26 protein-coding genes are annotated in these 26,443 nt (G+C 67.5%); 16 read left to right on the top strand and 10 right to left on the bottom strand.

Annotated features, from left to right (window positions below):
* The first annotated feature begins 60 nt into the window (after nucleotides 1-60).
* From fabF to nagZ, 15 genes are all read left to right on the top strand, one after another.
* Nucleotides 61-1,305, top strand: a complete 1,245-nt coding sequence (fabF, locus tag N8A90_RS00680) for a beta-ketoacyl-ACP synthase II (RefSeq protein ID WP_262072721.1) — start codon at nucleotides 61-63, stop codon at nucleotides 1,303-1,305.
* A 13-nt stretch (nucleotides 1,306-1,318) separates the two neighbouring features.
* Nucleotides 1,319-1,795 carry a hypothetical protein gene (locus N8A90_RS00685; RefSeq protein WP_262072722.1) on the top strand — a complete coding sequence of 159 codons (477 nt, stop codon included), beginning with the start codon at nucleotides 1,319-1,321 and terminating at the stop codon, nucleotides 1,793-1,795.
* On the top strand, nucleotides 1,792-2,460 hold the full coding sequence (rpoE, locus tag N8A90_RS00690; RefSeq protein ID WP_262073130.1) for an RNA polymerase sigma factor RpoE: 669 nt from the start codon (nucleotides 1,792-1,794) through the stop codon (nucleotides 2,458-2,460). Before N8A90_RS00685 ends, rpoE begins: the two co-directional genes overlap by 4 nt.
* Before the next feature lie 13 nt (nucleotides 2,461-2,473).
* Complete coding sequence (locus N8A90_RS00695) at nucleotides 2,474-3,142, top strand: sigma-E factor negative regulatory protein (RefSeq protein ID WP_262073131.1); 669 nt, start codon at nucleotides 2,474-2,476, stop codon at nucleotides 3,140-3,142.
* Between the two features lie 41 nt (nucleotides 3,143-3,183).
* Nucleotides 3,184-4,224, top strand: coding sequence for a MucB/RseB C-terminal domain-containing protein (locus N8A90_RS00700; RefSeq protein WP_410087609.1), 1,041 nt, complete (start codon nucleotides 3,184-3,186; stop codon nucleotides 4,222-4,224).
* A gap of 113 nt (nucleotides 4,225-4,337) precedes the next feature.
* Complete coding sequence (locus tag N8A90_RS00705; protein WP_262072723.1) at nucleotides 4,338-5,825, top strand: DegQ family serine endoprotease; 1,488 nt, start codon at nucleotides 4,338-4,340, stop codon at nucleotides 5,823-5,825.
* A 522-nt stretch (nucleotides 5,826-6,347) separates the two neighbouring features.
* Entirely contained in the window at nucleotides 6,348-8,159 is a 1,812-nt protein-coding gene (lepA, locus tag N8A90_RS00710) for a translation elongation factor 4 (protein ID WP_262072724.1), read from the top strand.
* Between the two features lie 141 nt (nucleotides 8,160-8,300).
* Nucleotides 8,301-9,272 (top strand): signal peptidase I, encoded by a 972-nt coding sequence (gene lepB / locus N8A90_RS00715; RefSeq protein WP_262072725.1) that lies wholly within the window; start codon nucleotides 8,301-8,303, stop codon nucleotides 9,270-9,272.
* A 27-nt stretch (nucleotides 9,273-9,299) separates the two neighbouring features.
* Complete coding sequence (locus tag N8A90_RS00720; protein WP_410087610.1) at nucleotides 9,300-9,674, top strand: DUF4845 domain-containing protein; 375 nt, start codon at nucleotides 9,300-9,302, stop codon at nucleotides 9,672-9,674.
* Between the two features lie 2 nt (nucleotides 9,675-9,676).
* Nucleotides 9,677-10,372 carry a ribonuclease III gene (gene rnc / locus N8A90_RS00725; RefSeq protein ID WP_262072726.1) on the top strand — a complete coding sequence of 232 codons (696 nt, stop codon included), beginning with the start codon at nucleotides 9,677-9,679 and terminating at the stop codon, nucleotides 10,370-10,372.
* On the top strand, nucleotides 10,369-11,349 hold the full coding sequence (gene era / locus N8A90_RS00730; RefSeq protein ID WP_262072727.1) for a GTPase Era: 981 nt from the start codon (nucleotides 10,369-10,371) through the stop codon (nucleotides 11,347-11,349). Before rnc ends, era begins: the two co-directional genes overlap by 4 nt.
* 7 nt (nucleotides 11,350-11,356) lie before the next feature.
* Nucleotides 11,357-12,127, top strand: a complete 771-nt coding sequence (recO, locus tag N8A90_RS00735; protein ID WP_262072728.1) for a DNA repair protein RecO — start codon at nucleotides 11,357-11,359, stop codon at nucleotides 12,125-12,127.
* 5 nt (nucleotides 12,128-12,132) lie between these two features.
* Entirely contained in the window at nucleotides 12,133-12,900 is a 768-nt protein-coding gene (locus tag N8A90_RS00740; RefSeq protein WP_262072729.1) for a pyridoxine 5'-phosphate synthase, read from the top strand.
* Nucleotides 12,901-12,904: 4 nt separating this feature from the next.
* A complete protein-coding gene (acpS, locus tag N8A90_RS00745) occupies nucleotides 12,905-13,312 on the top strand; it encodes a holo-ACP synthase (protein WP_262072730.1) in 408 nt (135 codons plus the stop codon).
* Nucleotides 13,309-14,379, top strand: coding sequence for a beta-N-acetylhexosaminidase (gene nagZ / locus N8A90_RS00750; RefSeq protein WP_262072731.1), 1,071 nt, complete (start codon nucleotides 13,309-13,311; stop codon nucleotides 14,377-14,379). The genes acpS and nagZ overlap by 4 nt, the downstream gene beginning before the upstream one ends.
* Here nagZ and N8A90_RS00755 read toward each other — a convergent pair.
* From N8A90_RS00755 to N8A90_RS00770, 4 genes are all read right to left on the bottom strand, one after another.
* Nucleotides 14,346-14,906, bottom strand: a complete 561-nt coding sequence (locus tag N8A90_RS00755) for a YgjP-like metallopeptidase domain-containing protein (protein WP_262072732.1) — start codon at nucleotides 14,904-14,906, stop codon at nucleotides 14,346-14,348. The genes nagZ and N8A90_RS00755 overlap by 34 nt on opposite strands.
* Nucleotides 14,903-16,171, bottom strand: a complete 1,269-nt coding sequence (locus tag N8A90_RS00760) for an Hsp70 family protein (protein ID WP_410087611.1) — start codon at nucleotides 16,169-16,171, stop codon at nucleotides 14,903-14,905. Before N8A90_RS00760 ends, N8A90_RS00755 begins: the two co-directional genes overlap by 4 nt.
* A complete protein-coding gene (gene lysS, locus N8A90_RS00765; RefSeq protein WP_410087612.1) occupies nucleotides 16,168-17,700 on the bottom strand; it encodes a lysine--tRNA ligase in 1,533 nt (510 codons plus the stop codon). Before lysS ends, N8A90_RS00760 begins: the two co-directional genes overlap by 4 nt.
* Before the next feature lie 94 nt (nucleotides 17,701-17,794).
* Nucleotides 17,795-18,439: an LON peptidase substrate-binding domain-containing protein gene (locus tag N8A90_RS00770; RefSeq protein WP_262072734.1), complete on the bottom strand. Its 645-nt coding sequence runs from the start codon at nucleotides 18,437-18,439 to the stop codon at nucleotides 17,795-17,797.
* Between the two features lie 139 nt (nucleotides 18,440-18,578).
* On the opposite strand from N8A90_RS00770, the gene N8A90_RS00775 reads away from it, so the two are divergent.
* Nucleotides 18,579-19,133, top strand: a complete 555-nt coding sequence (locus N8A90_RS00775) for a YggT family protein (protein ID WP_262072735.1) — start codon at nucleotides 18,579-18,581, stop codon at nucleotides 19,131-19,133.
* Between the two features lie 4 nt (nucleotides 19,134-19,137).
* Here the strand turns inward: N8A90_RS00775 and accD are convergent, their stop codons facing one another.
* The 6 genes from accD to N8A90_RS00805 are packed head-to-tail and all read right to left on the bottom strand — an operon-like array spanning nucleotide 19,138 to nucleotide 26,356.
* Entirely contained in the window at nucleotides 19,138-20,010 is an 873-nt protein-coding gene (gene accD, locus N8A90_RS00780; protein WP_262072736.1) for an acetyl-CoA carboxylase, carboxyltransferase subunit beta, read from the bottom strand.
* A gap of 22 nt (nucleotides 20,011-20,032) precedes the next feature.
* Nucleotides 20,033-20,878: a tryptophan synthase subunit alpha gene (trpA, locus tag N8A90_RS00785; RefSeq protein WP_262072737.1), complete on the bottom strand. Its 846-nt coding sequence runs from the start codon at nucleotides 20,876-20,878 to the stop codon at nucleotides 20,033-20,035.
* The gene (gene trpB / locus N8A90_RS00790; RefSeq protein WP_262072738.1) at nucleotides 20,875-22,140 is read right to left on the bottom strand and encodes a tryptophan synthase subunit beta; all 1,266 of its coding nucleotides are present in this window, start codon (nucleotides 22,138-22,140) and stop codon (nucleotides 20,875-20,877) included. Before trpB ends, trpA begins: the two co-directional genes overlap by 4 nt.
* A gap of 50 nt (nucleotides 22,141-22,190) precedes the next feature.
* Nucleotides 22,191-22,877, bottom strand: coding sequence for a phosphoribosylanthranilate isomerase (locus N8A90_RS00795; protein ID WP_262072739.1), 687 nt, complete (start codon nucleotides 22,875-22,877; stop codon nucleotides 22,191-22,193).
* Complete coding sequence (gene truA / locus N8A90_RS00800; RefSeq protein WP_262072740.1) at nucleotides 22,874-23,695, bottom strand: tRNA pseudouridine(38-40) synthase TruA; 822 nt, start codon at nucleotides 23,693-23,695, stop codon at nucleotides 22,874-22,876. Before truA ends, N8A90_RS00795 begins: the two co-directional genes overlap by 4 nt.
* 42 nt (nucleotides 23,696-23,737) lie before the next feature.
* The gene (locus tag N8A90_RS00805) at nucleotides 23,738-26,356 is read right to left on the bottom strand and encodes a FimV/HubP family polar landmark protein (RefSeq protein ID WP_262072741.1); all 2,619 of its coding nucleotides are present in this window, start codon (nucleotides 26,354-26,356) and stop codon (nucleotides 23,738-23,740) included.
* Nucleotides 26,357-26,443 lie beyond the last annotated feature (87 nt).

Here is a 26,443-nt window from a genome sequence, read left to right on the forward strand (position 1 = left end):
GCTTTGGCGCCGTGCGCTCCGCGAGACGGCCTCGATGCTTCCCCAGAAAGGTTTGCCGGCATGACCAAACGCCGCGTCGTCGTGACCGGACTCGGTTGCATCGCTCCTGTCGGAAACACGGTGTCCGAATCCTGGGCCAATCTATTGGCCGGGAAGTCGGGTATCGCGAACATCACCGCCTTCGATGCGAGTGCCTTCGCCTGCAAGTTTGCCGGCGAGGTCAAGGGTTTCGACATCACCCAGTACATCACGGAGAAGGAAGCGCGTCACATGGACCGCTTCATTCATCTGGGGTTCGCTGCCGCCATCCAGGCCGTGCAGGACAGCGGATTGCCCACGGGCGATGCCCTGGCGTATGAAGATGCCGTCCGCATCGGCTGCAACATCGGCTCCGGCATCGGCGGCCTGCCGATGATCGAGGAAACGCATGCTGAATACGCGAGCCGCGGTCCCCGCCGCATTTCGCCGTTCTTCGTGCCGGCCTCGATCATCAACATGATCTCCGGCCACGTGTCGATCAAGTACGGCTTCAAGGGCCCGAACATCGCCGTCGTGACCGCCTGCACGACGGGCCTGCACGCGATCGGCCTCTCGGCACGCATGATCGAATACGGCGATGCCGACGTGATGGTCGCCGGCGGTGCGGAGTCCACGATCTCGCCGCTCGGCATTGGCGGCTTCACCGCACCGCGTGCATTGAGCACCCGCAACGACGATCCGGCAACGGCCTCGCGTCCGTGGGACAAGGACCGCGACGGTTTCGTGCTGGGGGAAGGTTCCGGTGTGATGGTGCTCGAGGAATACGAGCACGCGAAGGCCCGGGGCGCCAAGATCTATGCGGAAGTCTCGGGCTTCGGCCTCACGGGCGACGCGTACCACATGACCGCACCCGACGTCGATGGCCCGCGCCGCTCGATGGCGATGGCGCTGACCAATGCCGGCGTCAACGCGGACGAAGTGCAGTACCTGAACGCGCACGGCACCTCGACGCAGATTGGCGACGTCAACGAGACCAATGCGGTCAAGCTGGCCTTCGGTGATCACGCGAAGAAGCTGGTCGTCAACTCGACCAAGTCGATGACCGGTCACCTGTTGGGTGGTGCCGGCGGTATCGAATCGGTGTTCACGGTGCTGGCACTGCACCATCAGAAGAGCCCGCCAACGATCAACATCTTCAACCAGGATCCGGAGTGCGATCTCGACTACTGCGCCAACGAGGCGCGGGACCTCAAGATCGACGTGGCCGTGAAGAACAATTTCGGCTTCGGCGGCACCAACGGCACGCTGGTGTTCAAGCGCGCTTGACGGACACGGCGCCATGCACAGCGCCCCGGCGGTGAGTTTCCCCGTGGGGCCGTCGCGCGCGGCGCAACTGCTTCTGTCTGCCATCTGGCTGGCCGGTGCCATCGGTGCCGGCTTTGCCGCGCGCGATGACTTCGGCGGCCGGGCGCTCCTCCTGCTGACGAGCGTGATGCTGGCCGGTGGCGTGGCGTGGCGCTTCGGCGGACATCGCCAGGTCGGCCTTCTGCGCTTCGACGGGCAGTGCTGGTCGTGGTCGGGTCGTACCCCCCAGGCTGCCGCGCGTGTGCAGGCGGGTCTCGACCTGCAGGCGCTGATGCTGGTGCGGCTGGTCGAGCCCGGCCGGCCCTCCTGCTGGTTGTGGCTGGAACGGCGCGCCGACCCCTCGCGGTGGGCAGCGCTGCGGCGTGCGGTATATTCGCGCGCCCCGACGACGGCACCGGACGGCATGTCTCCGGACGCATCGGCGCCTGGCGCGCCTCCTTCGTTTCGATGACAGCCTCTCCACCACCTGCTCCACCCGAAGCCGCCTCGACCGGCGATGCGGAGCCACGACCCGGCGAAGTCGACTTCCAGCTCGTCCAGCGCACGGTCGCGGGTGACCAGAAGGCCTTCGAGCTGCTCGTGATCAAGTACCAGCGACGCATCGAGCGCCTCATCGGCCGGATGGTGCGTGACGTCGATCTGGTCGAGGACATCGCGCAGGAAACCTTCATCCGTGCCTACCGGGCCCTGCACCAGTTCCGCGGCGAGGCCCAGTTCTACACCTGGCTCTACCGGATCGCGGTGAACACGGCCAAAAAGGCGCTGGTCGACATGAAGCGCGACCCGACGGTCTCGGAGGCGGCCTTGCGGCCATCTTCCTCGGACGAGGATGAAACTTACCGGCCGGGAAACGAACCAATCAGCGACGAAACCCCCGAAACGGTGATGGCTGCGAACGAAATCGCGGCTGCGGTCGAGGCTGCGATGGAGGCCCTGCCGGCCGAATTGCGGCAGGCGGTCACGCTGCGCGAAATCGAGGGCATGAGTTACGAAGAAATTGCCGAGGTCATGCGTTGTCCCATCGGCACGGTGCGCTCTCGCATATTCAGGGCACGCGAAGCGATTTCGGCACGGGTCAAGCCCATGCTCGACAACCAGTCCGGCAAGCGTTGGTAAGCAGGTGAACGAGATGAAACATACCCCAGAGTCAGTGCGCGAAGCGGTGTCCGCCTTGGCGGATGGCCAACTTCAGGGCGAGGCTTTTGCCCGTGCCGTCGATCGCGTCTGCGTCGACGGCGAACTTCAGGCGACGTGGCGCACGTACCACGTCGTGGGCGACGTGTTGCGTGCAGGCCGGCACTCGGCTTGTACCGACAGTGGACAGTTCCTGGCGCGCTTCCAGGCGCGGCTGGCGGCCGAGCCGGTGACGCCGCAGGCGGTACCGGTGGCGTTGCCCGAATCCGTGCCCCTCATGCACGTCGACGCCGCGAACGAACCCGTGTTCCGGTGGAAGTTGGTGGCCGGTGTGGCGTCGCTGGCCGCGGCGGCGGCGATCGGGTGGAACTGGGTCGGCAACGGCGCCGGCGTCCCGGCATCGGGTCCGCAACTGGCCTCGCAGCAGGTCCCGCCGGTGCAGTCGTCGACCGAGGGATCGGTGCTTGCAGCCATGCAGCAGAACGCCCCTGCCGCAAGCGTCGGTGCCACGACGCGCGTGCTCGTTGGCAGCGGGGCACCGCAGGTGATGCTGCGCGATCCGCGGTTGGACCAGTTGCTCGAAGCGCATCGGCAAGCTGCCGGCGGTGCCCAGATGCCGTCCGGCTTCCTTCGGAATGCCACCTTTGAAGGCGCTTCGCGCTGAGCCACCCCGATGATGCCCACCGTCGGACAGACGCCCCACCGATGAAACTACGCCGCGCCTTGCTGGTGCTGTCCGCCTTCTGCTTTGCGCAGTGGGCCGTGGCGCAGACCCGCGCGCCTTCGGCGCCGTCGAAGATGCCGGGCGCCGCGCCGGCTGAGCCGCCGACGCTGAGCACGGTCGATTGGTTGCGCCGCATGCATGCGGCCTCGCGCCAGCGCACCTATGTCGGCACCTTCGTGGTGTCCGCAGCGACCGGCAATCTGTCGAGTTCACGCATCTGGCACGTCGCCGACGGCGATGTCCTGATGGAGCGCATCGAGGCGCTGTCGGGCGCCCCGCGTTCCACGTTCCGCCGCAACGACCACGTGATGACCTTCTTCCCCGAGGACAAGGTCGTCAGGAGCGAGAAGCGTGAGAACCTCGATTTCTTTCCCAACCTGCCAGGCGCACCGGACTCGGCGATCGGCGACTTCTACGACGCGCGGGCGCTCGGCAAGGGCCGTGTGGCGGGCTTCGATGCCGACGTTCTTCAACTCGCCCCACGGGACGGGTTGCGTTTCGGCTACCGGGTGTGGAGCGAGCGCCGCTCGGGCCTCGTGGTGGCATTGCAGACCGTCGATGACGACGGTCGGGTGGTGGAGCAGTCGGCGTTCTCCGAATTGCAGTTCGAGGCGCCGGTGAAGACGCAGGCGCTGGCCCAGATGATGGGCAATACCGCCGGCTATCGGGTGGAGGAATCTTCGCTCGAGCGCACGACGGCTGCCGCGGAGGGCTGGTCGCTGCGCGAACCGGTGCCGGGCTTCAAGCCGGTCAATTGCTATCGGCGCGCGCTCGATGGCGAGGCCAGGCCGGAGCGCACGATGCAGTGGACCTTCACGGACGGGCTGGCCTCGGTGTCGCTCTTCGTGGAGCCCTACGATGCGCAGCGCCAGCCCCGCGAGGCCCTGATGGCATTGGGTGCGACCTACACGCTCACTCGCCGATTGAGCGACAAAGGTGGAGACTGGTGGCTGACGATCGTCGGTGAAGTGCCGCCGAAGACGCTGCAGGCTTTTGCCCAGGGGCTCGTCCGCACGCGCTGACGAACGCGCGTGCCGGAGCAGGGCGCGCGAGCGGGCCGATGGCGCTGAACCAATCAGCTCACCCGGATTCATAGCTCGGTATTTTTTGCAGTTTGCTTGAAAGAGATTTGAAGATGACGTTCCAAGTCGAGGGCAAGAGACTCCCGTCCTACGTGTTCGCATGCGCCCTGGCCTTGTCGGCCGTGGGAGGCGCGCTGCCGACCACGGCGGCGCAGGCGCAGACCCGGACGTTGCCGGACTTCACCGACCTGGTCGACCAGGTCGGCCCGTCGGTGGTCAACATCCGGACGGTGGAGAAGGTCGCCCAGCGTGGCGCAGGCAGCGGCGAAATGGACGAGGAGATGCAGGAGTTCTTCCGCCGCTTCTTCGGTCAACCGCTGCCCGGCCAACCGCGCCAGACGCCGCCACGGTCCAACCGCCCCCAAGAGCCGCAGGAAGAATCGCGGCCACGCGGCGTGGGGTCCGGCTTCATCCTGAGTCCGGACGGCTTCGTGATGACCAATGCGCACGTCGTCGAGGATGCGTCCGAGGTGCTGGTCACCCTGCCCGACAAGCGCGAATTCAAGGCCAAGATCATCGGCGCCGACAAGCGCACCGACGTCGCTGTCGTGAAGATCGACGCTACGGGCCTGCCCGCGCTGAAGATGGGCGACGTGTCGAAGCTGCGCGTCGGCGAATGGGTGATGGCCATCGGCTCGCCTTTCGGCCTCGAGAACACCGTGACCGCCGGCATCGTGAGCGCCAAGCAGCGCGACACGGGCGACTACCTGCCCTTCATCCAGACCGACGTGGCGATCAACCCGGGCAATTCCGGCGGACCGCTGATCAACATGCGCGGCGAGGTGGTCGGCATCAACAGCCAGATCTATTCGCGCTCGGGCGGCTTCATGGGCATCTCCTTCTCGATCCCGATCGACGAGGCGATCCGCGTGAGCGAGCAACTGCGCACCTCGGGGCGTGTCTCGCGCGGCCGCATCGGCGTCAGCATCGACCAGGTGACGAAGGACGTCGCCGAGTCGATCGGTCTGGGCAAGCCGCAGGGTGCGCTGGTGCGCAGCGTCGAGGCCGGCTCGCCGGGCGAGAAGGCCGGCGTCGAGCCGGGCGACATCATCACCAAGTTCGACGGCAAGGCGATCGAGAAGCCGAGCGATCTGCCCCGGCTCGTCGGCAACACGAAGCCGGGCACCAAGAGCACGCTCACGGTGTTCCGCCGAGGCAGCTCGCGCGATCTGTCCGTCACCGTCGCAGAGATCGAGCCGGACAAGCCCGCGCGCACGGCGGTCGAGCGCGAAGAGCCGACGCCCAAGCCGGCCGCTTCGGCCGCAGCGAAGTGGCTCGGCCTGGCCGTGAGCGACCTGACCGAAGCGCAGAAGAAGGAGATCAAGTTGCGCGGCGGCGTGAAGATCGAAGCTGCCACCGAGAACGCAGCGCGTGCCGGCCTGAAGGAGGGCGATGTCATCCTCGCCGTGGGCAACATCGAAGTGGCCAATGTCAAGGAATTCGAGGCCGCCGCAGGCAAGGCCGATAAATCGAAGCCGGTCAGCGTGCTCTTCCGACGTGGCGAGTGGGCGCAGTACACCTTGATCCGGCCCGCGCGCTGAATCGCCTCAACGCGTCAAGTGGCCCCACCCGGCAGTCGGGTTTGGGGCCTTTTTTTGGGGAGGAGCCAACGCTTTTGCCCGGCAGCGAGAATTTTTTTGGGTGCATCGAATGGTATTTGAAGTTAGTAATCACAAACTTGTTCGATGGACTAACGACGCATTTCAGTAGAATAGGGCCCCAACGCAGCGTTGGGTATGCATAAGGGCTGGCGGGCTCTCCACCATGCGGTAAGCCCTGCGACAGTCCACCGTCGCTCCACAGATCGCCCACAAGTTGTCCCATAAGCTACCCACCGATTTTGTTGATAAGCTGTTTATAACTTTCCTGTTGCTGACCTGCAACGAGCCTTCCTGACCCGGTTCCGACATGTACGCGCTCCCCTTTTTGCCTACAATGAAGCTCCAACTACTGCAGTTGCCATTGCTTGTTGGTTCAGGGCGCGTCTCTTTCGGACGCGCCCTTTTTTCTTGCCTGACGCGTTCTGCGTGCGTGGCAATTCAAGTACTTAAGCGTTCCCGTTGATGAATCACATCAGAAATTTTTCGATCATTGCGCACATCGACCATGGCAAGTCGACGCTCGCGGACCGACTGATCCAGCGTTGCGGTGGTCTCGAAGAGCGCCAGATGGAAGCGCAGGTGCTCGACTCGATGGACATCGAAAAAGAGCGTGGGATAACCATCAAGGCACAGACCGCTGCGCTGCACTACAAGGCACGTGATGGACAGGTCTACAACCTCAATCTGATCGACACCCCGGGCCATGTCGACTTCTCGTATGAAGTGAGTCGCTCGCTGTCTGCATGCGAAGGCGCACTGCTCGTCGTCGATGCGTCGCAAGGCGTCGAGGCGCAGACGGTGGCCAACTGCTACACCGCACTCGACCTCGGCGTCGAAGTGTTGCCCGTGCTGAACAAGATCGACTTGCCGAACGCGGATCCCGACAACGCCAGGTCTGAAATCGAAGACGTGATCGGCATCGACGCCACCGAAGCGATTCTGTGTTCTGCCAAGACAGGCATCGGCATCGACGACATCCTCGAAGCCGTGGTTGCCAAGGTGCCGCCGCCGCGTGGCAATCCCGATGCGGCGCTGCGCGCGATGATCATCGACAGTTGGTTCGATCCGTACGTCGGTGTCGTGATGCTGGTGCGGGTTGTCGATGGCCGACTGGTGAAGGGTGAGCGCATCAAGATGATGGCGTCTGGTGCGATGTACAACGCCGACAACCTGGGCGTGTTCACGCCGGCCACCGAAAAACGTGAGTCGCTGGAAGCGGGCGAAGTGGGCTTCATCATCGCCGGCATCAAGGAACTGCAGGCGGCGAAGGTCGGCGACACGGTGACCCTGATCAAGCCCGGCACCGGCGGCGCAGCAGCCACCGCGACCGAAGCGCTCCCAGGCTTCAAGGAAATTCAGCCGCAGGTATTTGCCGGGCTGTACCCGACCGAAGCGAGCGAATACGACGCGCTGCGCGACGCACTCGAAAAGCTCAAGCTCAACGACGCTTCGCTGCACTACGAGCCCGAGGTCAGCCAAGCGCTGGGCTTCGGCTTTCGCTGTGGCTTTCTCGGCCTGCTGCACATGGAGATCGTGCAGGAGCGACTGGAGCGTGAGTTCGACCAGGACCTCATCACGACCGCGCCGAGCGTGGTCTACGAGGTTGTCAAAAACGACGGCCAGGTGGTCATGGTCGAGAACCCGTCCAAGATGCCTGAAATCGGCAAGACCGCCGAGATCCGCGAACCCATCGTCACCATGCACCTCTACATGCCGCAAGAGTACGTGGGCGTGGTGATGACGCTGGCCAATCAGAAGCGCGGCGTGCAGATGAACATGGCGTACAAAGGCCGCCAGGTGGTATTGACCTACGAGATGCCGCTGGCTGAGATCGTGCTCGATTTCTTCGACAAGCTCAAGAGTGTCAGCCGGGGTTATGCCTCGATGGACTACGAGTTCAAGGAGTACCGCTCGGCCGAGGTGGTGAAGGTCGACATTCTGCTCAATGGCGAGAAGGTCGATGCGCTGTCGATCATGTTGCACCGCAGCCAGAGCGTGTACCGCGGCCGCGCCGTGGTCTCGAAGATGCGCGAGATCATTTCGCGCCAGATGTTCGACGTGGCGATCCAGGCGGCCATCGGGGTCAACATCATCGCGCGTGAGACAATCAAGGCGCTGCGCAAGAACGTGCTCGCCAAGTGCTACGGCGGCGACATCTCCCGCAAGAAAAAGCTGCTCGAGAAGCAGAAGGCGGGCAAGAAGCGCATGAAGCAGATCGGCTCCGTCGAAGTCCCGCAAGAGGCCTTCCTGGCGATCCTGCAGGTCGAAGACTAAAGAATGAACCACCCCCGTAGCGCCTGCGGCGCTTCCCCCTCGAGGGGGCGATACCGGCGGCCCGGCGAAGCCGGATCCGCGGTATCTCCGGCATCGGTTTTCGCCGGTTTCTAGCGCGGCGCACCCTCCAAGAAGACAAAGATGGCATTCCTTACCTCCCTCATCCTCGCCGCGTTCGCCGGCTATGTCGGCGCCTGGTATTTCGGCGCGGTCGAAGGCAATTTCGCGCTGTTGCTGTTCCTGGCGACCGTGGTGACCGGTCTCTACTGGCTGGCCGAGCGTTTCTATTTCCTGCCGCGGCGACGGCGTGCGGCCGAAACGCTCGAGGCCTCGCTGGCCCAGCGCCGCGAGAACCTGGCGCGCCAGGGCATCACCGAGGTCGACACCGTCGATACGAAGGCACGCGAGCGGCTGCTGATGCAGCCGTGGTGGCTGGACTGGACCGCCGGGCTGTTCCCTGTGATCCTGATCGTGTTCCTGCTGCGTTCCTTCCTGTTCGAGCCCTTCAAGATCCCGTCGGGCTCGATGATGCCGACGCTGCTCACGGGCGACCTGATCCTGGTGAACAAGTTCACCTACGGCCTGCGTCTGCCGGTGCTCAACACCAAGATCACCGAAGGCACCGGACCGGCGCGTGGCGACGTGATGGTGTTCCGCTATCCGCCCAAGCCCAGCCTGGATTACATCAAGCGCGTGGTCGGCCTGCCAGGCGATGAGGTGGCCTACCTGAACAAGAAGCTGACGATCAACGGGCAGCCGGTCACCAAGGACGCCATTCCCGACTACTTCGACGAGGAGACCATGCGTTACCTCAAGCAGTACACCGAGAACCTCGGCGGCAAGACGCACAAACTGCTCAACGACGACAGCCGCCGTGCCGGCATCTCGGAAGTGGAGGTCATGGGCTTCCCGAACCAGGAAAATTGTCGTTACAGTGTCGAGGGCGTGGTCTGCAAGGTGCCCGCGGGTCACTATTTCATGATGGGTGACAACCGCGACAACTCGCTCGATTCGCGCTACTGGGGTTTCGTGCCGGACAAGAACATCGTCGGTCGCGCATTCTTCGTCTGGATGAACTTCGGCGATCTCGGACGCATCGGCGCGTTCCAATAAAAGTCAATCCTTCGAGGGGTAGAGCAAATGGCAGTGAGGGCACATCGGTCGGTCTCGGCATCGAGGCAGCGCGGGATTTCGTTCATCGGGCTGCTGTTCGTCGCCATCGTGCTGGCGTGCGTCGGCGTGGTCGTGGCGCAGGTCATCCCGACGCTGATCGAGTACCAGGCCATCCAGAAGGCGGCGACCAAGGCTGCCGATGGCTCGACCGTGCCCGAAGTGCGGGCGATCTTCGACCGTGCCCAGGCCATCGACGACTTCAAATCGGTGAGCGGCAAGGACCTCGACGTGCAGAAAGTGGGCGACAAGGTGGTCGTGGCCTTCGCGTACGACCGCGAGATCCACCTCTTCGGCCCGGCCTACCTGTTGCTCAAGTACAGCGGCCAGGGCCAGTCCCGCTGACCGTGGCAGAAGGTGCTCTTGATGCGCTGCAGACGCGCCTGCGGCACACGTTCGCCGACGCGCGGCTGCTCCAACTCGCGCTCACGCACCGCAGCTTTTCCGCCGATCACAACGAGCGGCTGGAATTTCTCGGCGACTCCGTCCTGAACCTGGCGGTGTCGCACCTCCTGTACGTGCGGCTGTCCGAATTGCCCGAAGGCGATCTGTCACGCGTGCGGGCCAATCTTGTCAAGCAGGACACGCTGCATCAGCTCGCGGTCAAGCTCGCGCTGTCGCCGTTGCTGCGGCTGGGCGAGGGCGAAGCCCGTTCCGGCGGCCAGAACCGGCCCTCCATCCTGGCCGACGCGCTGGAGGCGCTGATCGGCGCCGTCTATCTCGACGCCGGCTACGCCGCGGCGCAGGCGCTGGTGCACCGGCTCTACGAGTCCGTCGAGATCACGCCGCGCATGGACGCGGCCGCCAAGGACCCCAAGACCGAATTGCAGGAATGGCTGCAGGGGCACAAAATGAAGCTGCCCGCCTACCGTGTGGTCGGCACGCTCGGGGCAGCCCACAAACAGACCTTCGATGTCGCGTGCGAGGTGGTCGAGATGGGCCTGACCGAGCGCGGCATCGGCGGTTCGCGCCGCGCCGGCGAACAAGCCGCCGCCGCGGCGATGCTGATCCAGCTCAAGGCGCGCGGCACGAAAGCAAAATGAACATCACCCACGACGCCCCTGGCGATCCCGAAGAAGACACCGCCCCCACGGCACCCGATGCGACGAGGCCGCAGGGCCCGCAGCATTGCGGTCTGATCGCCATCGTCGGCAAGCCGAACGTCGGCAAGTCGACCCTGCTCAATGCGCTGGTCGGCCAGAAGATCAGCATCACCTCGCGCAAGGCGCAGACCACGCGGCACCGCATCACCGGCATGCGCACGCTGGGAGCGACGCAGTTCGTCTTCGTCGATACGCCCGGCTTCCAGACGCTCCATGCCAACGCGCTCAACAAATCGCTCAACAAGACCGTGCAGGGTGCGGTCGGTGACGTCGACCTGATCCTGTTCGTGGTCGAGGCCGGCAGCTTCACGCCCGCCGACGAGCGCGTGCTCAAGCTGCTGGGCAAGGGCATCCCGACCGTACTGCTGGCCAACAAGCTCGACAACGTGCACCGCCGTGGCGACATCGCGCCCTGGCTGCAGACCATGCAGGGCAAGCACGCCTTCGCCGAGTTCGTGCCGATGTCGGCCAAGAATGCGAAGGACGTCGAGCGCCTGTTCGGCATCTGCGAGAAGTACCTGCCCGAGCAGCCCTGGTTCTACGACGAGGACGAGCTCACCGACCGCAGCGAGAAATTCCTTGCGGGCGAACTGGTGCGCGAGAAGCTGTTCCGCCTGACCGGCGACGAGCTGCCCTACACCTCGACGGTGATCATCGACAAGTTCGAGGAAGAGCCGCCGCAGAAGAAGGGCCAGAAGCGCCTGCTGCGCATCGCCGCCACCATCGTGGTCGAGCGCGACACGCACAAGGCGATGGTGATCGGCGACAAGGGTGACCGCATCAAGCGCATCGGCATGGAGACCCGCGTCGAGCTCGAGAAGCTGGCCGACGCCAAGGTATTCCTTGAGCTGTGGGTGAAGGTGCGGTCCGGCTGGGCCGACGACGAGGCGCGCGTGCGCAGCTTCGGGTACGAATAGCCCGCAGGTGGCCACCCACCGCGTCTCCCACGAGCCGGCCTACGTGCTGCACCGCTACGACTGGAGCGAGTCGAGCGTCATCCTGGAAGCCTTCACCCGCCACCACGGGCGCATCGCGCTGGTGGCCAAGGGCGCCAAGCGGCCCAGTTCCAACTTCCGTCCGGTGCTGCTGCCCCTGCAGCCGCTGCAGCTCAACTACGGCGGCGACGCCGAGATCCGCACGCTCAAGGGCGCCGAGTGGATGGGCGGCCATGTGATGCCGACCGGCGAGTCGCTGATGTCCGGCTATTACATCAACGAGCTGCTGCTGCGCCTGCTGGCGCGCGACGACGCGCACGAGGCGCTGTTCGACGCCTACGCCGGCGTGGTCGAGGTGCTGGCCGGCGACCATGCCGAGGCCCAGGCCGCCACGCAGGCGGCCGCGCTGCGCGCCTTCGAATTGTCGTTGCTGCGCGAGGTCGGCCTGCTGCCGGCGCTCGACGCCGAGACGCTGACACTGTCGCCGCTCTCACCCGACCTGCGTTACACGCTGCTGCCCGAGGCCGGGCTGCGCGAGGCGGCGCGCGAAGAAACAGCGCTCGCCGGTGCCGACTGGCAGGCGCTGCAGGTGGCGCTCGACGACCGGGCGCCGTTCACCGCGACGCTGCGCTGCGTGGCCATGCTCAGCGCGGGCAGCAACGGCGCCTTGCGCGGCCAGCTGCGCACTCTGCTGAACTACCATTGTGGCGTGTCCACCCTGCGGACCCGGCAGATGATGCGGGACCTGCAAGCCCTTTGAACGCCATGACCACGCCTTCCACCCTCACGGCCCTCTCGGTCAACCTGAACAAGGTCGCCCTGGTGCGCAACACCCGCCACCTCGGCATCCCGAGCGTGCTCTTCGCGGCGGCGGTCTGCCTTGACGCGGGCGCCAAGGGCATCACCGTGCACCCCCGGCCCGACGCGCGCCACATCCGCGCGCAGGACGTGCACGAGCTCTCCGACCTGCTGGCCCGCGACTGGCCCGATGCCGAGTTCAACATCGAAGGCAACCCCTTCCACAACCTGATGGACTTCGTGCGCGACTGCCGCCCGCACCAGGCGACCTTCGTGCCCGACAGCGAAACCCAGTCCACCAGCGACCACGGCTGGACCTTTCCCGATGACGCCGAGCGCCTGCGCCCGCTGATCGCCGAGGCGAAGAAGCTCGGCGTGCGCGTCAGCCTCTTCATGGACCCGGCGCCCGAGATGATGGCCGCGGCCAAGGCAGTCGGCGCCGACCGCGTCGAGCTCTACACCGAAGGCTACGCGGCTTCGCGCGGCACCTCGCGGGCCGATGCGGTGCTGGCGCTGTACGCCGAGGCCGCCCGCGCGGCGCAGGCCGCCGGCCTCGAAGTCAATGCCGGCCACGACCTGAGCCGCGAGAACCTCGCCGACTTCCTGCGCGCGGTGCCGGGCGTCAAGGAGGTGTCGATCGGCCATGCCTTCGTATCCGATGCGCTCGAGCTCGGCTACGCCGCCGCCACGCACGACTACCTGCGCTGCATCGACGAGGCGCAGCGCGCCGGTTGACCGCGTGATCTACGGCATCGGCACCGACATCTGCGACGTCCGCCGCGTCGCCGCGACCTTCGAGCGCCAGGGCGAGCGCTTCGCGCGCAAGGTCCTGAGCGACGCGGAGTTCGCCGTGTGGCAGGCGCGCAGCGTGCGCTGGCCCCAGCGCGGCCTGCGCTACCTCGCCACCCGTTTCTCCGCCAAGGAGGCCTTCAGCAAGGCGGTCGGCATGGGCATGCGCATGCCGATGAGCTGGCGCCTGTGCGAGATCGCCAACGAGCGCAGCGGCAAACCGGTGATCGTGCTGCACGGCGTGCTCAAGGAATGGTTCGAGGCGCGCGGGCTCACGGCCCACGTCACCGTCACCGACGAAACCGACTACGCGGCCAGCTTCGTGGTCGTCGAACAGAACACGGCCCCCACTGCATGAGTGCTTCCGTCACGCAACGCCCGCTCGTCATCGACGTGGCTGGCACCACGCTCGGCGCGGCCGACCGCCGCCGCCTCGCCCATCCGCAGGTTGGCGGCGTCATCCATTTCGCCCGCAACTGGGAAAGCCGCGCGCAGATGCAGGCGCTCAATGCCCAGATCAAGGCGATCCGGCCCGACCTGCTGATCTGCGTCGACCACGAAGGCGGACGGGTGCAGCGCTTTCGCACCGACGGCTTCACGCGGCTGCCGTCGATGCGTGCGCTGGGCACGCTGTGGATGGACGACCCAATGCGCGCCGTGCAGGCCGCCACGGCGGCAGGCTTCGTGCTGGCGAGCGAGCTGCGCGCCGTCGGCGTCGACTTCTGCTTCGCGCCGGTGCTCGACCTCGACCATGGTGAGAGTTCGGTGATCGGCGACCGCAGTTTCCACCGCGACCCGCGTGTCGCCGCGCTGCTGGCCAAGAGCCTGATGCACGGCCTGCTGCAGGCCGGCATGGCCAACTGCGGCAAGCACTTTCCGGGGCACGGTTTCGTCAAGGCCGATTCCCATGTCGCGATCCCGGTCGACCGGCGCAGCCTGAAGGCGATCCTGGCCGATGACGCGCGCCCCTTCGCGTGGCTCACCGGCACGCTCGCGGCCGTGATGCCGGCGCATGTCATCTACCCGAAGGTCGATGCACGGCCGGCGGGGTTCTCGTCGAAGTGGCTGCAGGACATCCTGCGCGGCCGGCTCGGTTTCGACGGCGCGATCTTCAGCGACGACCTCAGCATGGAGGCCGGCCGCTACATCGACGGCCGGCTGCTGAGCTACGCCGACGCGGCGCTGGCCGCGCTCGGCGCCGGCTGCGACCTGGCGATGCTGTGCAACCAGAGCATCGGCGATGGCGCACCGCTCGACGAACTGCTCGACGGCTTCGCTGCCGCGGCCCAGGCCGGACGCTGGCAGCCGGACGCGGCGGGCGAGGCGCGGCGACGGGCGTTGTTGCCCAAGGCCCCGGCGCCGGCCTGGGACGCGATGGTCGTGTCGCCGACCTACCGCAGGGCGCTGTCGCAGCTGCCGGCCTGACGCGCCGCGTCATCGGCCGCGGCTTCCACGTCCCACAGCCGCGGCCCGCCGGCGTCGAGGTGGGTCAGGTACAGCCGCAGGTCGAACTCGCGCTGGTGGTAGTCCGCCTCCATGTGCGTGCACAGCGCATAGAAGGCCTTGTCGTGCGCGCGCTCCTTCATGTGGGCGAGCTCGTGCACGACGATCATCCGCAGCCATTCGAGCGGCACCGCCTTGAACAGGCTGGCCACGCGGATCTCGCGCTTGGCCTTCAGCTTGCTGCCCTGCACGCGCGAAACGGTGGTGTGCGTGCCGAGCGCGTGGCGGATGACGTGCAGCTTGCTGTCGAACATCACCTTCGACAGCGGATCGGCGTTGCGCAGGAACTCGGCCTTGAGCGCCATCACGTAGTCGTAGAGCGCACGGTCGGTGCGCACCGCGTGCGCGGCCGGGTAGCGCTTCTGCAGCATCGGCCCGAGGCCCTGTTCGGCCATCAGTGCGCGCACCTGCGCCTGCAGGGCAGGCGGGTAGTGCGCCAGGTACTTCACGCCGTGCGCGCGCCGCGGGCCGCGTAGGCGAGGCCGGCCGCAACGCCGCCGAACAGGTCGCCCTCGACCAGCTTCACGCCCGCGAAGCCGCGCCGTAGCGCCTGCTGGAAGGGCCGCAGCGCGGACGAGCCGCCCGTCAGGTAGATCGCGTCGAGGTCGTGGCTGCGCAGGCCGGCGCGCCGCACGCACTCGTGCGCGCTGGCGACCACCTTGCCCAGCGATTCGGCGAGCTGCTGCGCCATGTCGTCCGGCGTCAGCGCGGCGCCGAGGCCGGGCTCGACGAAGGACAGGTCGATGGTCACGGCTGCATCGCTGACCGAACCGTCGATCTTGGCCTGCTCGACCTCGCTCGCGATGCGGTGCCCGTAGCGCTCCTCCAGCACCGTCATCAGTCGGTCGTGCAGCCGCGTGTCGGCATAGCTGGTGCGCAGCTCCTGCGCCTGGCGCACGGCCTTGGGCGCGTAGAGCCAGTTGATCAGGTGCCACGACGAGAGCTCGAAGAAGACCTTGCTCGGCACCTCGCGGCCGCGCGCGTCGTGGTGGCGAAAACCCAGCTGCGGCATCACGCGCTCGAGGTTCAGCCGCTGGTCGAAGTCGGTGCCACCGATGTGCACGCCGCTGGTGGCCAGCACGTCGCCGCTGCGGTCGGCTTGCGCGGCGCGCTCGGGGCCGAGGCGCACGACGGTGAAGTCGGAGGTGCCGCCGCCGATGTCGACGATGAGGATCAGCGATTCCTTCGTCACGCGCTGCTCGTAGTCGAAGGCCGCGGCGATCGGCTCGAACTGGAAGCCGATGTCGCGAAAGCCCGCCGCGCGGGCCGCATCGCGCAGGCTGTCTTCGGCCTGCCGGTCGCGCTTGGCGTCGTCGTCGACGAAATGCACCGGTCGGCCGATCACGACGCGCTGGGGTCGATGGCCCAGCGTCCGCTCGGCACGCGTGCCCAACTCGTGCAGGAAGCGCGCGACGATGTCCTGGAAGCTCACCAGGCCGTCGTACACCGCCGTGGTTTCCTGCATCAGCGAGCTGCCGAGCAGGCTCTTGAGCGACCGCATCAGCCGGCCTTCGACGCCTGCCAGGTACATCGCGATGGCATCGCGGCCGAAGTGCGTGCTGCGGTCCTCGGCGTTGTAGAAGAGGGCGGTCGGCATCGTCGTGGCCGCACCTTCGAGCGGCAGCGCCCGGGCGGCGCCGCCGTCGACCGCCCAGGCGATCGCTGAATTGGAGGTGCCGAAATCGATGCCGATCGCGGCGCGCGCAGCGTTCAAGATTCGCGACGCAGTGCGGGGAACAGGATCACGTCACGGATGCTCGGCGAATCCGTCAGCAGCATCATGAAGCGGTCGATGCCAATGCCGCAGCCGCCCGTGGGCGGCATGCCGTATTCGAGCGCGCGCACGAAGTCGTGGTCGAAGAACATCGCTTCGTCGTCGCCCGAGTCCTTGGCGGCCACCTGCGCGTTGAAGCGCGCGGCCTGGTCCTCGGCGTCGTTCAGCTCGCTGAAGCCGTTGCCGAATTCGCGGCCGGTGATGTAGAGCTCGAAGCGCTCGGTCACCTCGGGCCGCTCGTCGTTGGCGCGCGCCAGCGGAGAGATCTCGGTCGGGTGTTCCATGATGAAGGTCGGCTGCCAGAGCTTTTCTTCGACGGTTTCCTCGAAGTACATGACCTGCAGGCTGGCCAGGCTGCGCTGCGAGAGCTTGTCCTTCTCTTCGGAGAGGCCGATCTTGCGCAGGGCGTTGACGAGCCACGCGGTGTCGTCGACATTCGCGCCGGCGTCGGTGTGCTTGAGGATCGCCTCGCGGATCGTGAGCCGCTCGAAGGGCTGGCTCAGGTCGACGGCCTTGCCGCCGTAGGTGAGCTGTTCGCTGCCGACCGTCTTCTTCGCGATCGTGCGGATGATCAGTTCGGTGAAGTCCATCAGGTCCTGGTAGTTCCAGTACGCCGCGTAGAACTCCATCATCGTGAACTCGGGGTTGTGCCGCACCGAGATGCCCTCGTTGCGGTAGCTCCGGTTGATCTCGAAGACGCGCTCGAAGCCGCCGACGATCAGGCGCTTCAAGTACAGCTCGGGCGCGATGCGCAGGAACATCTCCTGGTCGAGCGCGTTGTGGTGCGTCTTGAAGGGCTTGGCGTTGGCACCGCCCGGAATGGGGTGCAGCATGGGCGTCTCGACCTCGATGAAGTCGTTGGCGACCATGAATTCACGCAGCGCGCTCACGGCCTTGCTGCGTGCCTTGAAGCGGTCGCGGGCCGTTTCATCGGTGATCAGGTCGACGTAGCGCTGGCGGTACTTCTGTTCCTGGTCGGCCATGCCGTGGAACTTGTCGGGGAGCGGGCGCAGGCTCTTGGTGAGCAGGCGCAGCCGGCTCACCTTGACCGACAGCTCGCCGGTCTTGGTCTTCATCAGCGTGCCCTCGGCACCGAGGATGTCGCCCAGGTCGTAATGCTTGAAGGCGGCGTAGGCCTCCTCGCCGAGCGCATCGCGCGTGACGTAGAGCTGGATGCGGCCGGTGCTGTCCTGCAGTGTCGCGAAGCTGGCCTTGCCCATCACACGCTTGAGCATCATGCGGCCGGCGACGCTGACCGCCACGGCCTGCGCTTCCAGCGGCTCGGCCTCGGTGCCGCCATGCGCCGCGACCAGTGCCGCGGCACGGTGCGCGGGCTTGAAGTCGTTCGGGAAGGCGACCTCCTTGCCACCGGCCTGCGCCACGCGCAGCGCCTTCAGTTTCTCGCGACGCTCGGCGATGAGTTGGTTGTCGTCGATCGCGGGCGCGGGGGAGGTGGTGGGTTCGGTCATGGGAAGCAGGCTGGATGGCACGGACGGTGCCGCGCAAAACCCGCCATTTTAGCGGGCAGCCCCTCGGCAGCGGGCCGGATGCAGCGCGCCCGCCTCAGCGCGCGATGCCGTTGCGCGCGAGCAGGTCGCTCACGAGTTCAAGCCGCATCAGGGGGCTGTCGAGTTCCATCAGCCGCTGCTTGAGTTCGGCCTGCATCGGCAGCAGCTCGCACCAGCGGTTGGCGACCCAGCCGCAGTCGTCGAAACGGTAGGGCTCGGCCATGGGCAGGCGCAGGTCTTCCTGGTGCTCCATGCGGCGGCGTTCCTCGAGGGTGTCGACCAGCCGGCGCAGCGCGTCGGCCGCGTGCTCCAGGTCGGCGGGGACCTCGACGGCCACGTCGGCCGCGATGGCGTCGACCTCGGCGGTCCAGAGGCCGTGCTTCTGCAGCTCGCTGCTGCGCACCCGGAAGCGCTGGGTGCCGATGCATTCGATCTGCATCAGTCCGGACTGCGGCGCCTCGAAGCTGCGGATGGTCGCCACGGTACCGACCGCCGCGAAGCGTTCTGCGCCGGCGCCCGCCACGCGCACCTCGGCGCCCTGGGTCAGGCTGACCACGCCGAAGGGCAGGCCATGCTTGTTGCAGCGTCCGATGAGGTCAAGGTAGCGCACCTCGAAGATGCGCAGCGGCAGGTAGCCGTCGGGGAAGAGCACCGAACCCAGTGGGAACAGCGGCAGCGGCGAGGGGATGGGCGTCGGCATGGTGGCGCAGGGCGGATGACTCTCGAACCTCACCCTAGCAGATCATCGGGCCGCAGAAACCCTTGGGGCCTTGCGCCGGACACGAGCGCGGAACCGGCGCCTGACTATCATCGCCTTCCTTTCACGCCGTCTGCGCGCCATGCTCTATCAGATTCCTTCCTTCCTGCTCGACGTCATCGTCGGCCTCCTGGGCGGCGCCTGCCTGCTGCGGCTGTACATGCAGTACCACCGGGTGCCCTTCGGCAACCCGCTAGGGCGCTTCGTCTTCGCTGTGAGCGACTGGATCGTGATGCCGCTGCGGCGCATCGTGCCGGCGGTCAAGCGCTGGGACCTGGCCAGCCTGATCGCCGCCTGGCTGCTGGTGATGGCGAAATTCCTGCTGCTGTGGCTCTTGATCGGCAACTTCAGCCGCATGGCGATCCTGCCGCTGGTGTCGCTGGTCGGGCTGGCGCAGCTGGCGGTGTCGGGCCTGACGGCGCTGCTGGTCGTCTATGCGGTGCTGTCGTGGGTGCCGGGCGCGTCGTCGGTGCTGCTCGACCTGGTGTCGCGCCTGGCCGAGCCGATCGTGCGGCCGCTGCGCCGCATCATCCCGCTGGTCGGCGGCGTCGACCTGTCGCCGCTCGCCGCCATCGTGCTGCTGCAGGTCGTGGCGATCGTGCTCGGCAGCGTGATGGTCAGCGTTTTCAGGCTGTAGGGCGTCAGGTCACTGCGTCGGCAGGCTGGCGCAGGAGCATGGCCAGCGTGCTGGCGATGGTCTTGCGCAGCGCGCGTCGGTCGCTGATGAAGTCGATCGCGCCCTTGGTCTGCAGGAACTCCGAGCGCTGGAAGCCCTCGGGCAGCGTCACGCGCACCGTCGACTCGATCACGCGCGGGCCGGCGAAGCCGATCAGCGCCTTGGGCTCGGCGATCACCACGTCGCCCAGGAAGGCGAAGCCGGCACTCACCCCGCCCATCGTCGGGTCGGTTAGCACGCTGATGTAGGGCAGGCCCTTCTTGGCGAGCCGGGTGAGCGCGGCGTTGGTCTTGGCCATTTGCATCAGCGAGAGCAGGCCTTCCTGCATGCGCGCACCGCCGGTGGCGGTAAAGCAGATGAAGGGCACCTTCTGCTCGATGGCGGTCTCGACGCCGCGCACGAAGCGCTCGCCGACCACGCTGCCCATGCTGCCGCCCATGAACTCGAACTCGAAGCAGGCGACCACCACGCTGATGCTGTGCACCGAACCGCCCATGACGATGAGGGCATCGGTCTCGCCGGTGTTCTCCAGCGCTTCCTTGAGCCGTTCGGGGTACTTGCGGCTGTCCTTGAACTTCAGGGCGTCGACCGGCAGCACTTCCTGGCCGAGTTCGTAGCGGCCTTCGGCGTCGAGGAAGGCGTCGAGGCGTGCCCGTGCACCGATGCGGTGGTGGTGGCCGCAGCTCGGGCAGACGTTCTGGTTGTGTTCGAGATCGGTCTTGTAGAGCACCGTCTCGCAACTGGGGCATTTGATCCAGAGACCTTCGGGCACCTGGCGGCGCTCGCTCGGGTCGGTCTGCTCGATTTTCGGGGGAAGCAGTTTTTCTAGCCAGCTCATGGATTCTCCTGGAGAGCGCGGATTATCGACCAGACGCGTTCTTGGGGGTGGCGGCCGGCAGGGCGTCGAGCGCCTGGCGGATGTCGGCCAGGAATTCGGCGACCAGTGGCACCACCCGCTCGCGCGGCTGGCCGTCGATCAGTTGAATGATCCGGGTGCCGATGACCACCGCATCGGCGGCCGAGCCGACCGCCTGCGCCGTGCGCGCGTCGCGGATGCCGAAGCCCACGCCCACCGGCACGCTGACGTGCTCGCGGATGCGCGGGATCATGCGGCCGACCGCCTCGGTGTCGAGGTGGCCGGCGCCGGTCACACCCTTGAGCGAGACGTAGTAGACGTAGCCGGTCGCGATGCGGCCGACCTGCGCCATGCGTTGGTCGGTGCTCGTCGGTGCGAGCAGGAAGATCAGGTCGATGCCCGCGGCGCGCAGGTCGGCCGCGAAGTCCTCGCATTCCTCGGGCGGGTAGTCGACGACGAGCAGGCCATCGACGCCGGCCGCTGCCGCATCGCGGATGAAGCTGCCCTTGCCGTGCACGCCGTCGTAGCGCTCGACCGGGTTGGCGTAGCCCATCAGCACGACCGGCGTGCGGTCGTCGGTCTGACGGAAGGCGGCGACCATCGCCAGCACCTGCTTCGTGCCGACGCCCAATGCCAGCGCCGCTTCGCCGGCCTTCTGGATCACCGGGCCGTCGGCCATCGGGTCGGAGAAGGGCACGCCGAGCTCGATGACGTCGGCGCCGGCGGCGACCATGCCGTGCATCAGCTCGGGCGTGATGTCGGCGTAGGGGAAGCCAGCCGTGACGTAGGGAATGAGCGCCTTGCGCCCATCTTGTTGAAGTGCCTCGAAGGCGGCGGCGATCCGGCTCATGCCTTGCCTCCCTTCACGCTCAGGCCGCGCATCGACGGCCGGTCGTAGAAGTCGACGCCCGACAGGTCGGCCACGGTGCCGATGTCCTTGTCGCCGCGGCCGGAGAGGTTCACCAGGATCGACTGGTCCGGCCGCATCGTCTTCGCCAGCTTCATCGCGTAGGCCACGGCGTGGCTCGATTCGAGCGCCGGGATGATGCCTTCGGTGCGGCACAGGTAGTGGAAGGCCTCCAGCGCCTCCGTGTCGGTGATGCCGACGTATTCGGCGCGGCCGATGTCCGCCAGGTGGGCGTGTTCCGGGCCGACGCCGGGGTAGTCCAGGCCGGCGCTGATGCTGTGCGTTTCGGTCACCTGGCCATCGTCGGTCTGCAGCAGGTAGGTGCGGTTGCCGTGCAGCACGCCGGGGCTGCCGCGCAGGATGGAGGCCGAATGCTTGCCGCTGTCCAGGCCCTCGCCGGCGGCCTCGACACCGATCAGGCGGGTGCCCTCGAAGGGGATGTACGGATGGAAGATGCCCATCGCGTTGCTGCCGCCGCCCACGCAGGCGACGACCACGTCGGGTTGCGGGTTCGCGATGCCGTCGTCGGCCAGCATGGCCGGCATCTGCTCGATGCATTCGGTGCCGATCACGCTCTGGAAGTCACGCACCATCATCGGGTAGGGGTGCGGGCCGGCAACGGTGCCGATGATGTAGAAGGTGTTCTCGACATTCGTGACCCAGTCGCGCATCGCCTCGTTGAGCGCGTCCTTGAGCGTCTTGCTGCCCGATTCGACCGGCACCACGGTCGCGCCCAGCAGGTTCATGCGGTAGACGTTGGGGCTCTGGCGCTTCACGTCCTGGCTGCCCATGTAGACCACGCACTCGAGGCCGTAGCGCGCGCAGATGGTGGCGGTGGCCACGCCGTGCTGGCCGGCGCCGGTCTCGGCGATCACGCGCGGCTTGCCCATGCGCTTGGCGAGCATCGCCTGGCCGATCACGTTGTTGATCTTGTGGGCGCCGGTGTGGTTCAGGTCCTCGCGCTTGAGGTAGATCTGCGCGCCGCCCATCTCGCGGCTGGTGCGCGCCGCGTGGTAGACCGGCGAGGGCCGGCCGACGAAGTGCTTGAGCTCGTAGTGGAATTCCGCGAGGAAAGCCGGGTCGTCCTTGAACTTCGCGTACGCCTCGCGCAGTTCGGCGATGGCGTGGGTGAGCGTCTCGCTCGCGAAGGTGCCGCCATAGGGGCCGAAATGGCCGGTGGCGTCGGGTTGCTGGTAACTTTTCATGGGTTCTCGATCGATGGGGCCGCGCCCGTCGAACGAGACGGTGCGGCCGGTCAAAGGGGTGCGAGGTCGGCTGCGCGCACGGCAGCGATGAAATCGCGGATCTTTCCGGCGTCCTTGATGCCCTTGGAGGCTTCGACGCCGGAACTCACGTCAACGGCCAGCGATCGGCATCGCGGCCGGAGCTGGCGAATGCCATCGGCCACGTTTGCAGGTGTGAGTCCACCACTCAAGACGAGGTGAGCGTCGACGGCGGTTGGAAGAAGTGACCAATCGAATGCCTTGCCGCCCCCGCCGAACCCGTCGACATGGGCGTCGAGCAGGATGGCCTGGGCGTGGGAGAAATCGGAAGCGTATTTTACGAGGTCGAAGTCCGCCCCCGCCGCGCCGAGCGGAATCCGGGCCGCGCGCATGTAACGGTAGGTTCCCCGGCCGCTGGCTTCCCGGCACTGGTCAGGGGTCTCGTCGCCATGGAACTGGGCCATCGCGCCGGGCACGGCAGCCAGCGCGCCCATCACCTGCGCGGGCGCCTCGTTCACGAACAGCAGTACTGGCGTGACGAAGGGTGGCAGGCGCGATGCGAGCGCCACCGCGCGCTGCGCGGTGACGGCCCGCGGGCTGGCCGGGTAGAGCACGAAGCCCACGGCGTCGGCACCCGCGTCGACCGCCGCATCCACGTCGGCTTCACGCGTGAGGCCGCAGATCTTGATGCGGCTTCGGTGGGGGGCGGGCGCGCTCATGGCGGGCCATCATACGCAGCGCCGCTGGCGCCCAGGGTCGCCTCGGCGGGGAGCCCCCAGGCCGCGTCGTACAGCGGGCCGACGAAGTAGAGGCCGGCCGGCGAGAAGGTGGGCGCCGCCACCTTGCGGCTGCGCGCCGCCAGCACTTCGGCGATCCATTCCGGCCGCTCGTCGCCGTGGCCGATGCGGACCAGGCAGCCCATGATGTTGCGGATCATGTGGTGCAGGAAGGCGTCCGCCTCGAACTCGAAATGCCACTGGCAGCGCTCGCCGTCGGGCGAGACGTCCTTTTGCGTGACCGTGATGCGGCGCATCGTCTTGACCGGCGACTTCGCCTGGCAGGCGGAAGCCCGGAACGAGCTGAAGTCCTGCTCGCCGATCAGCCGGGCCGCCGCGCTGCGCATGGCTTCGCCGTCGAGCGAGCGCATCGACCACCCGACGCGCCCCGCGTCGAGGCTGGGCCGCACCGGCGACTGCGAGAGCACGTAGAGGTAACGCCGCGCCACCGCGCTGGCCCGGCAGTGGAAGGCATCGGGCACCGGATGCGCCCACTGGATCGCGATGTCGTTCGGCAGGTAGCGGTTGGTGCCGCGCACCCAGGAGAAGGGCGTGCGTGCGATGTCGGTGTCGAAGTGCACCACCTGCATCAGGCCATGCACGCCCGCATCGGTGCGGCCGGCACACAGGGTGGAGATGGGGCGATCGGCAAAGCGGCCCAGGGCTGCCTCGAGCTTGTCCTGCACGGTCTGCCCGGACAGCTGGCTCTGCCAGCCCTGGTAGGCCTGGCCGTTGTAGCGAACGCCGAGGGCCAGCCTCACGTGGGTCGAACGGGCGGCCGGCGCATGCGTCGTGCCGGCCCCTCAGGCCAGTTGCGCCAACAGTTGCTTGGCCTGGACCTTCAGGTCGCCGGAGCTTTCGGCTTCGACTTCCTCGACCAGCGAACGCGCGCCTTCGGTGTCGCCCAACGCCTGCAGTTCGCGCGCCAGCGACAGCTTGATGGCGTGCGGGTTGTCATTGGCCTCGTCCAGCGGCTCGAGCCGGCCGGGCTCGGTGTCGTTGGAATCGCGCTGGTTCAGGCCGGCGAGGGCGCTCATGTCGAACTCGATGAAGCCGGAATCGCCGGGCAGGCCCGCACGCAGCGTGGCCGGCTGGGTGTGTTCCTCGGTGCCCATCGAGCGCGACATGCCGGGCATCTCGAGCGCGGCGGGCGCGGTGTTGAAGTCGGTGTCGAAGTCTGCGGGCGGGCTCATCGGCGACAGGTCGCGCAGCGTGTCGCGGGAGGTCGGCGCGAAGCGTTCCGGCGCAGGCGCCTGAACCGGCGGCAGGCTCGCGCTCACGGGCGCCGGCTCGGTGATCGGCGCCGGCATGGTCGTCGTCGTGTCCAGGGGCGACGGCCTGCTCAGGTCGAGGTCGAAGTCGAGCGGGGCCACCGACGGGACGAAGGCGGGCGGCGGCGCGGCGACGGGTGCCGCCATCGGCGCAGCCACCACGGCAGCGGCCGTTGCCGCAACGGCTGCCGGCGCGGCGCTGTCGCCGGCCGGGCGAGCGCCCGCCTCGTACAGCGGGTTGCCCGGGTCGAGTTCCTTGCCCATCTCCACCACGCGGTTCCAGTCGTTGCCCTGGCCGCCGGTCAGCTTGTGCACGTCCGACGCCAGCGCCTCGTAGGCGCGCAGGTCACGCCGCTTGGCGTGGATCTCGAGCAGCTTGAGGTGGATGGCGATGCGCTCGGGGTTGATGCGCAGCGCCTCCCGCAGGATCTCCTCCGCCTGGAGGTCGCGGCCGTAGGCCAGGTACACGTCGGCCTCGGCCACCGGGTCGACGTCGCCGGCGTCCAGCTGGCTGGGCGAGTACGACAGCGACGAGACGACCGAGCGGTTCTTGGTGTCGACCGATTCACCGCCGCTGGCGGCGAAGAAGGAGTCCTTGGGCAGACGGCTTTCCAGGAAAACGCTGTCGCCGGCGTCCTGGCGGCGGCGCTTGACCGCCCTGTAGCCGAGGAAGCCCAGGAGCAATAGGATGAGTGCGCCGCCGCCGAGCATCAGCGGGTTGTCGAGCAGATCGTCGAGGAAGCTGGGTTCCGGGGGGGGCGGTGGTGCTGCGGGCTTGGCGGCCGGTTTCGGCGCTGCTGCCGCAGCGGGGGCGGGTGCCGGCGCCGGGGGCGGTGTCAGGGCGGCCCCGGCGCCTGCCGGGGCGACCACCGTCGGTGCCGGGGTCGATGCGGCAGGCGCAGGTGCCGTGGCCGCCCGTGCTGCGGGTGTCGGCGTGGCAGCCGGTGCGGCGGGGGCGCTGGCCGACGCGGGCGCGGCCGGTGCGGCACCCGCCGGCGCAGCGACGCCGGCCGACTGCAGCTTGTTCAGGTCGCTGATGTTCTTGGCCAGTTCGGCCACGCGAGCGTTGCTTTCCTGCGCCTGACGCGTCTGCGCGAGCTTGTCCTCGGCAGCGCGGGCCTGTGCAATGGTGAGCTTGTCGGGTGCTGCGGCGGCCGCGCTGCGGTCCTCGACACTGGCCTGCAGCTTGCCGGAGCTCTGGCGGTCGGCCCGGGCCACGGCCGAGGCTGGCGCGTTCTCGGCCAGGCGGCGGCGGTAGTCACCGAAGTCGCGGCTCTGGGCGACCACGGTGCGACGGGCCTCGGGCGCCGGCGTGGCGGCGGCTTGCGACGCATCGGGCAGGTCGAGCACCGCGCCGGCCTTCATGCGGTTCATGTTGCCGCCGATGAAGGCATTGGGGTTGGCGCGCAGCATCGCGACCAGCATCTGGTCGAGCGAAATGTCGGCAGGCTTGTAAGCGCCCGCGATCTTGCTGGCGGTATCGCCGGGCTGCACGGTGACCTGCTGGCCCGCGCCGCCGCCGTCGGTGGTCCGCACCGCGGGTGCTTCGGCCGGGGTGGGCGCGGCGGCGATCGCCGGACGCGCGGGACGGCGGGCCGACGGTGGTGGAACCGAGGCGGGACCGGTGCCGATGCTGATCTGCGGCGGCACGGGCGCCTGCGCGGCAGCCGTGGCCGTCGAGCGGCTGCTCGGCGGGTCGAGCAGCACGGTGTAGTCGCGGACGATGCGGCCCGTGTTCCAGGTGGCTTCGAGCAGCAGATCGATGAAGGGGTCGGAGACCGAGCGATTGCTGGTCAGCCGGACGACGTAGCGGCCATCGGCGCGGCGCTGCAGTGAACTGCGCACGTCGGACAAGGCGGCGTTGTAGGGTACGCCCGCAGCGCGGAAGGCGTCTGGCGAGGCGATGTTGACGCGCAGGCCGTCGGCCTCGGCGGCACTCATCTCGGCAATCTCGATCTCGGCGCGCAAGGGCTCGCCGATGGCCGATTGTACGTTCATGCGGCCCAGCGACAGCGCGTGGGCATCGACGAAGACTGCCCCCAATCCCAGGGCGACCGCCGCGCTGAGCAGCGAGAGTCGGGCACGACCACGTGACGTCGTGTTCAGGCGGGTGGCCGAATCGCGGGCCGCAGGCAACGGAGGTCTTGTCATGCTGAAAGAGGGGCACCGCGGCCCAAAGTGTAAGAGGACGTTAACATCATCGTTCAGCACTGACAAGGCGACAGCCGTTTCACCCCA

It is taken from the genome of Variovorax sp. N23, from assembly GCF_025486315.1.
Lineage (GTDB): Bacteria > Pseudomonadota > Gammaproteobacteria > Burkholderiales > Burkholderiaceae_C > Variovorax.

Coding starts and splice junctions, on each gene's coding strand:
- fabF (WP_262072721.1), top strand. CDS start 61: ATGACCAAACGCCGCGTCGTCGTGACCGGACTCGGTTGCATCGCTCCT.
- N8A90_RS00685 (WP_262072722.1), top strand. CDS start 1,319: ATGCACAGCGCCCCGGCGGTGAGTTTCCCCGTGGGGCCGTCGCGCGCG.
- rpoE (WP_262073130.1), top strand. CDS start 1,792: ATGACAGCCTCTCCACCACCTGCTCCACCCGAAGCCGCCTCGACCGGC.
- N8A90_RS00695 (WP_262073131.1), top strand. CDS start 2,474: ATGAAACATACCCCAGAGTCAGTGCGCGAAGCGGTGTCCGCCTTGGCG.
- N8A90_RS00700 (WP_410087609.1), top strand. CDS start 3,184: ATGAAACTACGCCGCGCCTTGCTGGTGCTGTCCGCCTTCTGCTTTGCG.
- N8A90_RS00705 (WP_262072723.1), top strand. CDS start 4,338: ATGACGTTCCAAGTCGAGGGCAAGAGACTCCCGTCCTACGTGTTCGCA.
- lepA (WP_262072724.1), top strand. CDS start 6,348: ATGAATCACATCAGAAATTTTTCGATCATTGCGCACATCGACCATGGC.
- lepB (WP_262072725.1), top strand. CDS start 8,301: ATGGCATTCCTTACCTCCCTCATCCTCGCCGCGTTCGCCGGCTATGTC.
- N8A90_RS00720 (WP_410087610.1), top strand. CDS start 9,300: ATGGCAGTGAGGGCACATCGGTCGGTCTCGGCATCGAGGCAGCGCGGG.
- era (WP_262072727.1), top strand. CDS start 10,369: ATGAACATCACCCACGACGCCCCTGGCGATCCCGAAGAAGACACCGCC.
- N8A90_RS00740 (WP_262072729.1), top strand. CDS start 12,133: ATGACCACGCCTTCCACCCTCACGGCCCTCTCGGTCAACCTGAACAAG.
- nagZ (WP_262072731.1), top strand. CDS start 13,309: ATGAGTGCTTCCGTCACGCAACGCCCGCTCGTCATCGACGTGGCTGGC.
- lysS (WP_410087612.1), bottom strand. CDS start 17,700: ATGACCGAACCCACCACCTCCCCCGCGCCCGCGATCGACGACAACCAA.
- N8A90_RS00770 (WP_262072734.1), bottom strand. CDS start 18,439: ATGCCGACGCCCATCCCCTCGCCGCTGCCGCTGTTCCCACTGGGTTCG.
- N8A90_RS00775 (WP_262072735.1), top strand. CDS start 18,579: ATGCTCTATCAGATTCCTTCCTTCCTGCTCGACGTCATCGTCGGCCTC.
- accD (WP_262072736.1), bottom strand. CDS start 20,010: ATGAGCTGGCTAGAAAAACTGCTTCCCCCGAAAATCGAGCAGACCGAC.
- trpA (WP_262072737.1), bottom strand. CDS start 20,878: ATGAGCCGGATCGCCGCCGCCTTCGAGGCACTTCAACAAGATGGGCGC.
- trpB (WP_262072738.1), bottom strand. CDS start 22,140: ATGAAAAGTTACCAGCAACCCGACGCCACCGGCCATTTCGGCCCCTAT.
- N8A90_RS00795 (WP_262072739.1), bottom strand. CDS start 22,877: ATGAGCGCGCCCGCCCCCCACCGAAGCCGCATCAAGATCTGCGGCCTC.
- N8A90_RS00805 (WP_262072741.1), bottom strand. CDS start 26,356: ATGACAAGACCTCCGTTGCCTGCGGCCCGCGATTCGGCCACCCGCCTG.